General features: G+C 46.1%; 12 protein-coding genes. 6 read left to right on the forward strand and 6 right to left on the reverse strand.

Features of this window, described 5'->3' with window-relative positions; all coding sequences use genetic code 11:
* Window positions 1-16: 16 nt before the first annotated feature.
* Both BSQ33_RS05815 and BSQ33_RS05820 read right to left on the reverse strand, forming a co-directional pair.
* Window positions 17-1,972, reverse strand: a complete 1,956-nt coding sequence (locus tag BSQ33_RS05815) for an LTA synthase family protein (RefSeq protein ID WP_198298156.1) — start codon at window positions 1,970-1,972, stop codon at window positions 17-19.
* Between the two features lie 648 nt (window positions 1,973-2,620).
* Window positions 2,621-3,610 (reverse strand): MDR family oxidoreductase, encoded by a 990-nt coding sequence (locus BSQ33_RS05820; RefSeq protein WP_088133620.1) that lies wholly within the window; start codon window positions 3,608-3,610, stop codon window positions 2,621-2,623.
* Between the two features lie 301 nt (window positions 3,611-3,911).
* On the opposite strand from BSQ33_RS05820, the gene BSQ33_RS05825 reads away from it, so the two are divergent.
* Entirely contained in the window at window positions 3,912-5,669 is a 1,758-nt protein-coding gene (locus BSQ33_RS05825) for a lysophospholipid acyltransferase family protein (RefSeq protein WP_088133621.1), read from the forward strand.
* A gap of 67 nt (window positions 5,670-5,736) precedes the next feature.
* On the opposite strand, the gene BSQ33_RS05830 is transcribed toward BSQ33_RS05825, so the two are convergent.
* The 4 genes from BSQ33_RS05830 to BSQ33_RS05845 all read right to left on the reverse strand — a co-directional run bounded on the left by BSQ33_RS05830 (window position 5,737) and on the right by BSQ33_RS05845 (window position 8,112).
* Window positions 5,737-6,222 carry a hypothetical protein gene (locus tag BSQ33_RS05830; RefSeq protein ID WP_157721353.1) on the reverse strand — a complete coding sequence of 162 codons (486 nt, stop codon included), beginning with the start codon at window positions 6,220-6,222 and terminating at the stop codon, window positions 5,737-5,739.
* Window positions 6,223-6,302: 80 nt separating this feature from the next.
* Window positions 6,303-6,545 carry a hypothetical protein gene (locus tag BSQ33_RS05835; protein WP_157721354.1) on the reverse strand — a complete coding sequence of 81 codons (243 nt, stop codon included), beginning with the start codon at window positions 6,543-6,545 and terminating at the stop codon, window positions 6,303-6,305.
* A gap of 98 nt (window positions 6,546-6,643) precedes the next feature.
* Window positions 6,644-7,339 (reverse strand): DUF2589 domain-containing protein, encoded by a 696-nt coding sequence (locus BSQ33_RS05840; RefSeq protein ID WP_198298157.1) that lies wholly within the window; start codon window positions 7,337-7,339, stop codon window positions 6,644-6,646.
* A 155-nt stretch (window positions 7,340-7,494) separates the two neighbouring features.
* Entirely contained in the window at window positions 7,495-8,112 is a 618-nt protein-coding gene (locus BSQ33_RS05845) for a DUF2589 domain-containing protein (protein WP_072963602.1), read from the reverse strand.
* A 227-nt stretch (window positions 8,113-8,339) separates the two neighbouring features.
* Between BSQ33_RS05845 and BSQ33_RS05850 the strand changes: the two genes are divergently transcribed.
* The 5 genes from BSQ33_RS05850 (at window position 8,340) to BSQ33_RS05870 (ending at window position 13,047) form a co-directional block, all read left to right on the forward strand.
* Window positions 8,340-9,452 carry a hypothetical protein gene (locus BSQ33_RS05850; protein ID WP_088133624.1) on the forward strand — a complete coding sequence of 371 codons (1,113 nt, stop codon included), beginning with the start codon at window positions 8,340-8,342 and terminating at the stop codon, window positions 9,450-9,452.
* Between the two features lie 99 nt (window positions 9,453-9,551).
* Window positions 9,552-9,944 carry a hypothetical protein gene (locus BSQ33_RS05855; protein WP_088133625.1) on the forward strand — a complete coding sequence of 131 codons (393 nt, stop codon included), beginning with the start codon at window positions 9,552-9,554 and terminating at the stop codon, window positions 9,942-9,944.
* Window positions 9,945-10,116: 172 nt separating this feature from the next.
* Complete coding sequence (locus BSQ33_RS05860) at window positions 10,117-11,007, forward strand: N-acetylmuramidase family protein (RefSeq protein WP_088133626.1); 891 nt, start codon at window positions 10,117-10,119, stop codon at window positions 11,005-11,007.
* A 158-nt stretch (window positions 11,008-11,165) separates the two neighbouring features.
* The gene (locus BSQ33_RS05865; protein WP_088133627.1) at window positions 11,166-11,927 is read left to right on the forward strand and encodes a lamin tail domain-containing protein; all 762 of its coding nucleotides are present in this window, start codon (window positions 11,166-11,168) and stop codon (window positions 11,925-11,927) included.
* A gap of 73 nt (window positions 11,928-12,000) precedes the next feature.
* Window positions 12,001-13,047: a hypothetical protein gene (locus tag BSQ33_RS05870; protein WP_232471955.1), complete on the forward strand. Its 1,047-nt coding sequence runs from the start codon at window positions 12,001-12,003 to the stop codon at window positions 13,045-13,047.
* Window positions 13,048-13,553 lie beyond the last annotated feature (506 nt).

Consider the following 13,553-nt stretch of genomic DNA (forward strand, 5'->3'; position numbering starts at 1 on the left):
TCCGCCCTATCTGAAGCTAGTGATAATTCTCTTGCGCTTGATAATAATTATCCCGAAAAGCCAGACTCCCCCACATTGCATAGGCGTGAGCCCTTTCTACGACAGGTTCAGCCACAGGATGGTCGGTTAACGTATCCTTTTGCGGATCATACTGATACGTTGTAATCCCCTGCTCAGGACGAATCACCACCACTTGATTATCGGCGGTCATCCAACCAAAGTTTTTATCCCGTTGCATCAAGGCCCGCTGTTTGTCGACCGGCACTGTTTTGGTCATATCATTGCCGACCATCGGATTGATACTACTGATCCCCGCCAGAGATAATAGTGTCGGTGGCAGATCAATCTGACTGACCAACCGATCATCCAGTCGGTGTTCAATACCACCACCAAAGATAATCGCCGGAATTTTAAAGTGGCCGATAGGCACCGGTAAATTACCGCTGGTTCGGGCATCATGGTCAGCCACAGCGACAAAGATCGTATCATTCCAATACGCAGACTGCTTGGCCTTCTTCACAAATTGGCCTAAAGCATAGTCGGCATACTTCACTGCATTTTCTACCGTATTCTTCGGCTGGTTATACAGTTCAAACGGGCGATCCGGAAACTCATACGGCGTGTGATTGGATGAGGAGAACACCAAACTGAAGAAAGGTTTATGCTGTGCATCCAACTGGGTAAATTGCTCATCCGCTTTTTTGTACAAGTCACTATCGGAAGCTCCCCATGATCCCACATATTCAGGGGACTTAAAGGTTGGAAAATCCTGCATGTCCACAAAGCCATTGCCGAGGAAAAAGCTCTTCATATTGTCAAAATGGCTCTCTCCACCGTAAATAAACTGCGTATGATAGCCCTGCTTTTTCAAGAGATCGGCAATCGTGAAAAAGTTCGTCTGACTCTTGCCCAGTTTCACAACCGCACGCGCCGGTGTCGGTGTAAACCCGGTCGTTACAGCTTCGATCCCACGGACAGAGCGGGTTCCTGTGGCATACATCCGGGTAAAGGCCCAACCTTCATCGATTAAGTGATCGATATTCGGTGAAGCATCAATGCCCCCGAGGCGACTGACGAACTGAGCCCCGTGGCTCTCCAAGAGTAAAATGACAATATTCTTCGGTTTACCCTGATACTGTGCCTGATGGCGAGCCAATGTCGGTTTATCACCCGGCACAAAATCTTGCGGCTGAACATTCATCGAGGCTTTCACCTCTTTGATAATTTTGTCTTTGGCCATTTTCGGATAAAACTGAAATGCACTGGCTTCAGAGCCCATCTGTTTAGCAGCAAAAATCACCGAGTAAGAAGAGTTTAATGCAAAATCATTCATCAATGGATCACTGGAAAAAGCCACCATCGCCGGATTCATCGGACGATGCTCAAAGCTCGAACGAGCCCCCATCACACCCAAAGCAACCACAACAACGGCAATCACCGGACGCCAGTACCAGCGCGGGAAAGAAAGTCCTGTCACCAATGTCTTCGACCAGCGCCAACCAATGAAAATCGTTGCCACCGATATAATCAAAGCAATCAGCAGCTCCAGTTTATAGCCGCTCCAAAGCATCCCAAAAACTTCTTTCGGATAGATCAGGTACTCGATAAATAATCGATTCGGACGAAGGTCATATTCTTGAATAAACGGAACGGTTGCCACTTCCATATACACAACCAGCCATAATCCGGCAGTCAACCAGATACGGAGAATGACATGCCAGCAACGTCCAATCAGATGATCGCCTGAAAAAAGTGCAGAAAGAAGTGCAGGCAAGATCAACAAGTAACAGATCGACGATACATCAACCCGTAAACCGCCCAAGAAAATATTTCCCCATCCTTGGGCATCATTCACCCGTTCAACCTGCCATAACGACAGACCTAAACGGGAAATCGTAAAAAGAAGAATAAAAACAACCGCAGCGCTAACAATTGGATATAACGGCCCCAGAAAAGCTTTTACTTTATACAATGTCAATTCCCTCAAAGGTATATAGTGATGCTTCGCTCTGATAAACATGATCATCAAACCTTTACCTGAATCATTTTTAAACCAGAATCCAACACCTTGTTTCCATTCGACCTGCAAATCTCAAATAAATTCAGATAATTTTGATATATAAAAACAGTATCATATTGATTTTATAGACAAAATCGACCAAACATCGCGATTCATAATACGCATGGAACATATAAAACATTCCTAAATATAGAAAAGCTTAGACAAAATACAAAGATACAATCGCTGCGTGGGGGAGATTTTCGCAGTAGCATCACACAGCCATCCCCCATGATTTACCTCCCAATAACGATAGAGCCCCGCCAGCGGATCACATCAACGGGCATGAATAGTCTGATGATTGGTGGGAGAAATCCGGTTTTGAAGGTTCGTTGTTCTACGATAAATGGTTCTATGATAAATGGCTCAATGATAAATAACCCAATGATCAAGGGGTCAATGGTAAGCGGTTTGACGCTCAACAATATGAAAGTAGCGATTTGAATCGTAGGTGTAAAAAAGGGAGAGCGGAACTAAAAGAAAGATAAGCGAACCCGACTTCAACATCACCGGAGCATATCTCTCCGGTGATGAAAATGACAAGTCTGTCAGGTCAATAAATCAAGCCTGATTGACATCGACAACCACTCGCCCTGCCACTTTGCCTGCCAGTAAGGCTTGTGCGGTCTCAATGACTTCCGACATACCAATCACACGGCTGGCCTGTGCGATGAGGTCTGAATCGACCAACTCGGCAATTTTTTCCCATGCCATATGTCTTTCATTCATCGGACACATCACACTATCGATCCCGACTAAAGTCACACCGCGTAGAATAAACGGTGCCACACTGGCGGGAAAATCCATCCCCTGAGCGAGTCCACATGCGGTGACGACACCGCCATATACCGTTGACGCACAAGCATTGGCTAATGTATGACTGCCGACAGAATCAATCACACCCGCCCAACGTTCTTTTGCCAGCGGTTTTCCCGGTTGAGACAAACTCTGCCGCTCAATAATCTCAGATGCACCGAGCGCATAGAGCCGATCCGCTTCTTCAGGACGTCCCGTCGAAGCCACAACTTCATAACCGAGTTTTGCCAAAAATGCGACCGCAAATCCACCGACACCACCATTGGCCCCGGTCACCAAAATCGGCCCATTCTGCGGTAATACGCCTTGTTTCTCTAATGCCAGAACCGAGAGCATCGCCGTATAACCGGCTGTCCCAATCGCCATCACATCGAAATTGCTGAGTGTTGCTGGCACCGGTAGTAACCATTCACCCGGAACTTTGGCTTTTTGTGCCAGACCGCCCCAGTATTTCTCACCCAGTCCCCAGCCATTGATCAATACCCGTTGACCAACTGAAAAATCAGGGTGCTGGCTCGATTCAACGACACCAGAGAAATCAATCCCCGGAACCATAGGAAAAGAACGGACGACCGGTGAACTTCCGGTAATCGCCAATCCGTCTTTAAAGTTCAGCGTGGAATAATCAACCCGGACGATCACATCACCATGTTCAGGAAAATCCTCATCCTGCAGGGTTTTCAGCGCACATTGATAATCATCACCTTGTTTGTCGATATAGAGAGCTTGGAACATAATTTTCCCCTAATTGGTATCTCTTGATTCGATGTAGAAAGATTATAGCTTGAACGTCTAAAGCAGTCATAAAACCATAAGGTGCTCAGTCTCTTACTTCAAGGTAAAAGCTTCAAGCAGAAAGCCTGAGAACAGACACTAAGCTACCGTTTTTTTGAACTAAATCAAATGGCGTTCATTATCTTGCAACAACAAGGTCATCAGAACGTCACCGGCATGACATGAAAGCCTCATAAATCTGAAGCGCGTCTGCAACAAACCCGCCCTAGCATAGAAATCATCATCATGATTCGAGGTTGATATGTTAGCGAATAGTCCTTTTAAGCTTCCCCAAAAGACGCCATTTGGTGTCGGAGAACACATTGCGGAATGGGCAACAGGCTTAACCAAATTAGATAAGTTTTACGCGCAGCGTCCGGCAAACTGCGATACTCAGACCTTTTTAAGATTCACTTTGGAAATTTTAGGTATCGATTATCGGGTGATTAAAGGGAACATGAATCATATTCCCGCTTCCGGCCCGACCGTCGTGGTTGCCAACCATCCACTCGGCTGTGTTGAAGGCGTGATTCTGGCTGAAATGCTGCTACAAATTCGTTCTGATATCCAAATTCTCGCCAATCATTATCTGAAAACCGTTCCCGAATTAGATTCGCTATTTATCGGTGTCGATGTTTTTAACACCAGTGAATCACAACAGGCGAACCGGAAAGCCATGCGAGCTGCCCATCGTCATCTGGAACACGGTGGTCTGCTGCTGATTTTCCCTGCCGGAGAAGTCTCTCATCTGGTCGATATCAAACAACAACGGCTACAGGATAAAGCGTGGAGCACGTCTGTCAGCCGCTTAATTAAAAAACACCACGCAACGTCAGTGCCCATCTTTATTAATGGGCAAAACTCCAAGCGTTTCTATATGGCAGGAAAAATTCACCCGCTATTGAGAACGCTGATGCTCGGGCGGGAACTACTCAATAAAAAATCCCGTTCAATCGAGATCGCCATCGGGCAGTCAATTCAGTATAAAGAAGTCACCCCTCTCAATGATGAGCAATTGGTCCATTACCTTCGCTTTAATACCTACCTGCTCAATCCGGCGACCCAAAAACAACGCAACAAGCAAGATGGCGATCTCACCCTCCCTCCTGTCGCGCCTCGTCTGCCGCTTGATGATCTGAAAAGTGATCTGGCCCGGTTATCCGCAGAAGAGCACATATTGCAATATAATGAATTTGATGTGTATTGCGCCAAAGCAGCCTCAATCCCATGCATCATGCACGAAATCGGCCGTGTCCGGGAAATCAACTTCCGTCAGGTCGGTGAAGGAACCGGGCTGGCACTGGATATAGATAAGTTCGACCGTCATTACTTCCATTTGTTTATCTGGGATCGGGAAGCTGATGAACTGGTCGGTGCCTATCGCTTAGGTCTGGTCGATCAACTGATGGCGGAGCATGGTCTGGCCGGGCTGTATTCCAGTACCTTGTTCAACTATGACCCGCAGTTCATTCATCAAATGGGTCACTCTATAGAAATGGGGCGTTCTGTGGTTGCGCAGTCTTATCAGAAAAGCATGGCATCCCTGCTACTGCTCTGGAAAGGGATCGCGACTTTCGTCACCCGCCATCCCAAATATACGCACCTGTTTGGCCCCGTCAGTATCAGTAATGAGTACAGTGATGATGCCCGTCAGTTGATGGCACAAACGATGACTCTGAATTACTACGATCCCGAGCAGGCGCAGCTCGTCAAGCCGACCAATCCACTACCGACCCACAAATCCCATGACTGGAGTATTCACCTGCTCAGTGCCTTGGCAGACTTACAACTGCTGTCCAAAGTGATTGCCCGAATCGATGAAGGAAAAGGCGTACCGGTGCTATTGCGGCAGTATTTGGGACTGAACGGCAAATTTGCCTGCTTCAATGTTGACCCGGATTTTCATGATTCCCTTGACGGCCTGATTGTGGTCGATCTCCGCCAAGTGTCAGAAAAGACCTTAACCCGCTACATGGGCAGCGCTCCGGCCAAAGCTTATCTGGCGCATCATGCCGTATAAAGTCATGCTGTATACCATCAGACTTGTCTCCAGCCCGGCTTAAACAAGATAAGTGACATTCCCAGAGTCAATCCGTCTCTGGGGATGGCGCAGCGGGCATGGGCTCATCACACGCGATACGGATCGTTTGCCCCGAGGACTCTGAAAAATGCAGCGACATTTTGACTGGTGTATTGTTCGACCACCAGCGGGCTTTTTTAGATAACGTCACCTGCGGCGCAACCGCAGTTGTGTCATCTCGGTCACGTTGTTCAAGGTAGGCATTCAACTCAAGTGACAAACTCTCAACTTTGAAAAAACGACACGGGCACAACATGTATAACGGTATCCATTGCACTTGGTAATGAATGCCCTCATCAGTCACACAAGGCATTTTGATCCCGACCGGTTTGGCCGTCATCATCGCATCGTCATCAATGGAAAAGTAGTCCTGAAGCGGTGAGAATTTTTCATCTTCCGCACGCGCTTTGGCCCGGAGAATATCTCGCATCAACCACTCAGCCAACATCCCGGAAGATTGGGGTTGAGTCTTTGTAGACTTACTCTTCTTCATCACGCATACCTTTATCTCAGTAAACTACGATTACGTAGGGTACGATTAAGTGAGCCATAATTAAGCTAGCTACGATTAAGTTAGCGACGATCAAGTTTCGGCCGCTCGCCTTCTGCTTTCAGCCCGTGAGTCACCATTTGATATTGGCGATACTTATCTAACCCCTGACGATAAATAGGATAACTACTGATCGACAGCGACACCGAGCTATGGCAGATCGGACACGAGAAATGTGCACCGGATAACAACAATTCAGGCTCAATGTGAATGATGCTTTTCTTACCGTTTTCAAGGCAAGTCGGACAAGGTAACTGGGTATTCATGGCAACACCTCTGTTGAGATAAAGACAAACATGGTCATAGAGAAAAAGGGCCAACCCCAGGGCATAGACTAGCAGGCTGGCCAAGTGAGGTTATTTCATCACGATGATGATTTGTTTTCAGTCACCATAATCGGTGCAATATTGTCGGTATAAGCCTTAATGATCACACCAACCCCTTCAGGCAACGGCAGTTGACCGGCATGAACTTTAACGTCATAACTCGCTTTATTACTCTTCTCATATTTTTCTGTGTTGCTGTTGCTCTTTTCAGAAGATTTCGAAACGCTACCACTCACACTGGCAGAAAACGGGCCGTAACCGATCTTCGCTTCAAAACTCCCCTGAGCGCTCATATTCTCTTTCTCTTGCTGACTTTGCTCATTCGAGAAGCTGGACTTCACTTCCATATTGAATTCGATACTGACATCATCAACCGCCAGTGCATTCAAAGGAAGCAATGTCAGCAACGGAATCGAAATCGATGATTCCGCGGTATCGGTAGTAACGGTCGAGTCTCCTTCTTTTTCACCTTTGGTGGTCGTAATTACGGGCCGCTTGAGTTTCAAATCAACCATCACCGGCTGATATTCGGAACCTGATGACTGATCGTCACTCCCACCTTTGACAGCCTGTTTACTGAAACAGGTATCCAGCATGAACTTCACCTGTGTCATCGCCATTTTATTGTTCGCATCGGCAGCGGCCATGAGCGGCCCGCCGATCAAATCTCCCATCGGGAGACCACTGAATTGTTGCGCCATTGAGACCAGACCCGGCCCGGAAGAGACAGCCATAAAGACTCCTTATCTGTGTGTAAACACCTGCTTTTCACTCATCAGAGAGCACTCAACCCCGTGCTCGACGTGATAACAGTCAGTAACGGTCAGTCACTGTCTGTTATGGTGATGAATCAAATTTATTATTGATTCATCACGATTTCATTCATGAATTAACCCGGAACCTGCGCTCTCAACGCTCTTTCATAACCATCAACGATATATTTCAGCCCGTCCGGCGTCTCCATCGCTGCGATTTTTACCTCCAGCTTGGCTTTACCACCATGCCCCTGCTTGGCACCTTCTTCTGCCATTTCTTTGGCTTTGAGCGTTCGTTTAGGAAATGAAACTTGCAGTGCATCACCGTTGACACTGAGCTCCAATTCCGTAGAAAAACTCATTTCCCGGAGTTCAACCTGAGATAACGGAATCAGAGTAATCAACGGAACATTGACAGTTTGGATACCCGGCCCGTTGCGAGTCACCGTCGGATACTGCATTGCGACCATTTTCGGTTTAAGAATCGGAATCTCGCCCCCGTATTCACCATGCATAAACAGCTTCGGTGCATCATCCGACGGTGGTTCTTTTTTCTCACCGCGCTTTAGTGTTTTGCCTTCAACTTTGGCATCGGAACGGCCGATTTCTGCCATATGTGTGATGTCTTCATCATCATCATCCGCCGGCTCAAAAAATCGCTCCAGCAAATCAAGGTTTTTCTGGATGAGCGCTTCTCCGGCTGAAGCCGTCGCCACATGAATCGAATGGACAAACTCTTCTAAGTTGATCATGCATCTCTGTTCCGTTAGTTCACATGGACTCAGTATTGTTGAGCTTGCCGAAAAGTTATCGGCCTAACACAGGAACTTTCAGGTCAAACGGATGAATGACTATCAATGCGACCCCCGTCGGTTCACCGCTCAATATCATGGTGCGTAATTTCACCGTCAAAAAAACGATTTTCGCCAAGTAGTTGCATCACGAATACGCTGTGATCAATGCAGAGATTGAGAGGACGATGTCAATGAAACCATTACTGGAAAAGTTAAAGACCAAAAGTCGGCCGATATTGTTAGGGCTGGCAGGTATCGCATCGGCATCGGTGATCCCGGTCTGGCAAATTTATTTTGTCGAAACATCGGATGTCACATTAGAAATCACCGGCATTCAACGGATCGAATCCGATCATCTCAAAACCACACTCGATACCGATGAACTCAAATTGCTTGAGCCTTATATTCCTGAACAACTACGCTATGAATATAACCCTCAGGGGGAAAAGGGAGATAAAATCGACTACCCCGAATTCACCGTATCCACCTTAACTGATGCCTATGATGCAGCCCGTCAGGATCTGAAAAATATTGCTGAAACTCGCGCCAAGCTAGAGCTATACATTGCGACCATCAATGCCTATCTGGATCCGAAAGATCACGAACATCAGCTCAGTGAATTCAGGGTCAGCGAAATGAAACAGTGGACGCTCAGCAACTATATCGATGATTCAGAAGCCCACTACTACGAACAACAGGTACTGACAATCACCCGCAACTATGCCGAATTGAAATTTACCGGAAAACAGACGCCCCAATTTAATCTGCCGGCCCTGAAGTTTTTACTGTCCGACGTGAGAGATGATCTCGGTGAAGTCATCAAACAAAATAATTATCGGCTGGAACTGCTGCGGGACAATATTCGCGGTATCGAAGCGCAACTCAACAAATTGAAAGCCGAAAAATATCACCAATATAGCTATTTCACTCTCGATGTTGTGGCTGGAAATACCGGCCGGGTCAGTACTTCACTCCGCCCTGTGGCATTAATGCGGGTACAAATCAGTGGCAATAACTATGTCGATGTACGGTTGCTGATGGAGGATTATCAGAATAACGCCGAGCTACCACCGGCATCGACCAAAGTCCTCCATTATCGTTCTGCTGAATTAAATCATCTGCCCAATGATGATCGCACGCTCGTGAACACCTTCTGGGGCAGTACCGGCCTTGCCAGAATCGTCACGCTCGATACCGGCGAACATATTTACGCCTCAAATACCATCGCTTTTGCCGATAATCAGAACCAGAAAGTGATGGTCGATAGACTAAAAAAAGCCGCCGGGTATTTTAAATAAATAAATAATAGAATTATCACAATTATCATTTATTATAAAAAAAACAGATGGTTAAAAATCCCATACCATCATCTAATCATTCACAATGAGGTAAAGACAATGAAAAAAATGAGTGCCGTATTACTCGGATTAACTGTAGGATTCTCCAGTATGGTCAGTGCAGCAACGACTAATTTTTCCGGTTTGTGGAAATTTAATGTCAATGGTTTTACCTACGATGTAGAAATCTCACAAAATAAATTACTGCTCGAAGGGACAATGGTAAGTACCAATTCTAACGAACCCAACAGTAAAATTGTCGGTTCTGTTTCAGGTAGTACAATTATGTTTAGCCGAGATATTTCTCCACTTTTAGATACACCACAAAACTACGTCGGATATTTTTTCCAAAAAAGCGGAGGGACAAATACAATGGCAGGAGAACTGTATAATATGACACCTCAAAATACGCCCTCAGAAAAGTATGGGTGGTATGCCACTAAGGTTGAATGATTGATCGCATCATTCATTCTATGACCGATTGAAGCAGGCCAAGATGGTCTGCTTATTTTTTCCTAGATACATCATCACTTTCCCTTATTAATTCCCCATTATTCCCGATAATTTTCTTAATAATTCCACTACTGTGGCCTTGTATCCACCCATATTATACAAGGAGCGAACCATGCAAGAGCTGGAACTGACGGCATCAGTCGGCAACGGTGCAGACAATTCCCCGGAAGATGTATTGAATATCCAGAAGGCGTTGAATCAGATTGCCGGCAAGATCGGCCTGCAAACGCCCCTGGCAGAAGACGGACAAATTATCGAAGCCCCGGATCAATCGCCAACCTGTCAAGCCATCGGTCTGTTACAAACCACCCTATTAGGTTATCGGCATCCCGATAATCGGATCGACTGCGGTGGCAAAAGTGAACAGGCACTCAAGCAAGCACTCCTGCCGACTCCGGCTTATATTCCCGATCTGGCGTTACCGGAATCTGCGCCACAAAGAGGACTCAGCGAACAGGATTATCAGGATGCCAGCGAACTGCTCTCATGTGACGTTGCTGCGATCAAAGCGGTTTCGGATGTCGAATCATCCGGTAGTGGATTCTTTGCATCCGGTGCCCCCTGCTTATTGTTTGAAGCCCATCAGTTCTCTAAATATAGTGACCATCGGTTTAATGACTCCCATCCGGATATTTCTTCGCCAAAATGGAATCGGGCGCTGTATGCCGGCGGAGAAAAAGAGTACGAACGGCTACAACAAGCTCTGACACTGGACCGGGAAGCCGCTTTGAAATCAGCGTCTTACGGACGCTATCAGATCATGGGATTCAACCATCAAAGCGCAGGCTATGCAGACGTCGAAAGCTTTGTCCGGGATATGTTTTTGGCAGAGCGTCATCACCTGATGGCCTTCGTTCATTTTATTCAATCCAATCCGAAACTACTCAGTGCCATTCAATCCCTCGATTGGGCAACCTTTGCCCGGTATTACAATGGCCCGGGTTATGCTGAAAACCACTACGATGAGAAGCTACAACGGGCTTATGAACACCATCAAGGATAAGTCAATCCGTCTGATATACCGCACGGTGATATTCACTCAGGATATCTGGATAGCACCGCCTATCAGTCGCCATGAATCAACCCCTGGTGGTGATTCACCATATGTAAGTAAGGCAACCCAATTGCCATCACGGACTCAATGATAAAAGGAGACCACCCGTGTCAAATACAACTTTGAAAATACATCCTCTCTGCCAAGAGATTCTGTCAACCGATCCTTTAGAAAACGCCAAGATGGACGAGTTCTGGGACAGACTGAATGATTTGCAAATGAAGCTTTATCTCCAAATTTCCGGGCTGGATTTTCGCGGGGAGCCAAACAACAATGAGTCTGTCACCATGACCAACCGAAGCCATGCCATTTGGGACATCAGTCAATTTCGTATCAATGCCGGTTCTCCCAGCCAGCACTACGTTTTCCCCGAGAATACCCTGATCCGTAGCGGTGAATCGATAACCGTTTATACCCAGCCCGGAGCCCAGTATAGTTTCAACTCCAATCGCCCAATCTGGAATAATCATGGCGATACCGCCACACTACTCAATAGCAAGGGTGACGTCATCTCAACTTGGATTTACGGCAATGTCGCTCGCGATTATGTCCTGATTAGTTATCTGCACTATGACGGTCATGAGTTCAGAACAGAAGGGGACGAATATGTTGAGTTAAAAAACTTTTCTGAACATCATATTGATCTCACTGATTGGCAGCTCAGGTCAGAGCTCAATGATCACACTTTTACCTTCCCCTCAGGGTCAACACTGACACCATCAGGGACAGTTCTGGTTTATACCAATCGTCCCCCCACGGCCGACAATGAATATAGTTTTAATAGCCCGACAGCGATCTGGGACAATACCGGAGGCCGGTGCACCCTGCTTGATTATGACGACAATGAGGTCGCTTTTTATGCATATTAAACATTAAACGATGAGTGCGTATTCCGAAGCGTCATTCAGTCACACCGTTCAATACAGATAAGTGCCCATTGATATGGTTATTCGCGCATTCAGCCGTCGCTCCTCCGGGAGCGCGGCGTCCGTACCGCCATCAAGTGTAGATAAAACGGCACCACCGCCAGCGCTGACCGAAACACAAACGCTGATCAACGATGGCATTCGACTGTTACATTATGTTGCCCGTTCGGGAAACTTGAATGTTGATCCAGATATCGCAGCAGGCATTATCAACGCACAAACCAACCTGCACAGCCGCAATTGGGGAGAAGACGACGAAAACCGCTTATTGCGTTGCTATGACAAACTCGCCACTCAGGTCTGGCCGGTGACCGTCGAAAGTATCAAATCCGTTGTTCCCAATGCCGTGAACGGACAAATCGAGTCTCCCCGCGCCAATCGCACGATTATCTGGTATCGCCGTTATACCGTCTTTACCTTAATCATGCTGCTCAGCGTTCAGATCTATTATCTGTTCGGTTACGGATTAACCCAAACCCTGTTGCAATATACACATTTGCCCATGTTATCTGCCTCGGCAGTGCAAGAACAATCCGAGTCGTCTTCACCTCAAAACGCGAAGCTCTACGAAAATCATCTCCGCGCCAGTTATCAGCTATTACAATATTGGAATCAAGTCTGGATGCTCGGCAACGATTTTCAACGGACACCGGCGGATCAATTGATCCCACCCGGTCAGGAAGAGCAGACCATTCACTTTGCCACTCATTTGATCGCTGCCCAGTCCGTTCTGCAAATGTTACAAAACTATGTTCTGCCCTTAATGTACGGTTTGTTGGGGGCCTTTATTTTTGTCCTGCGGAGCCTGTTACAACAGATCAGAACCCTGACCTATACCGCCAGCCGCGAAATCGGCTACCGACTGCGACTGACTCTCGGCTGTCTGGCTGGCATGATCACTGGCTGGCTGCTCAAGCCAGACATAGGCACAATGACACTGTCACCGATGGCACTGGCCTTTATTGCCGGTTACAGCATTGAAGTACTGTTCAGTGCACTGGATATGATCATCGATAATATTCGTAAGAAAACACCGGAAACCAAAGATTCAACCCCGCCTTAGTCTCCCTCATCAGTTCATTTTATGAGTCGATAAAACATCTCGGTCTTCATGAACATGTAACAAAATTAAAAACTAAAAAAAATTAAAAAAACCAATAAATTAGAATATAACGCCATAAAAATACAAATTTACAGAATTACAATTCAAATAGACTACTATCTTTGAAATTGATAGTGACTCGTCCGGCATATAAACCCGCCAAAATGTAACAAAATATTTCTTGACTTCTAAATGGAAAAGTATAGTTTATCAAACTAATTGAAATGAAACTCAATGCATCAAATATTACTTTAACAATAACTATCATTCTGACTTGGGATACTTACCGACCCAATCAGGATGGTGTATGCATACATCTGTTATCAATTAAATACGACCAATTATATTTTTTATTTATATTATTAATGAATAAATATATGAATACATTATTAGTGTACTTCGTATGGTTAAATTTAAATTAATTATTTAACCATCACAATACTTAGTAGAAAGACCACCCCAATTTG

The sequence above is a fragment of the Vibrio gazogenes genome (genome assembly GCF_002196515.1).
GTDB lineage: Bacteria > Pseudomonadota > Gammaproteobacteria > Enterobacterales > Vibrionaceae > Vibrio > Vibrio gazogenes_A.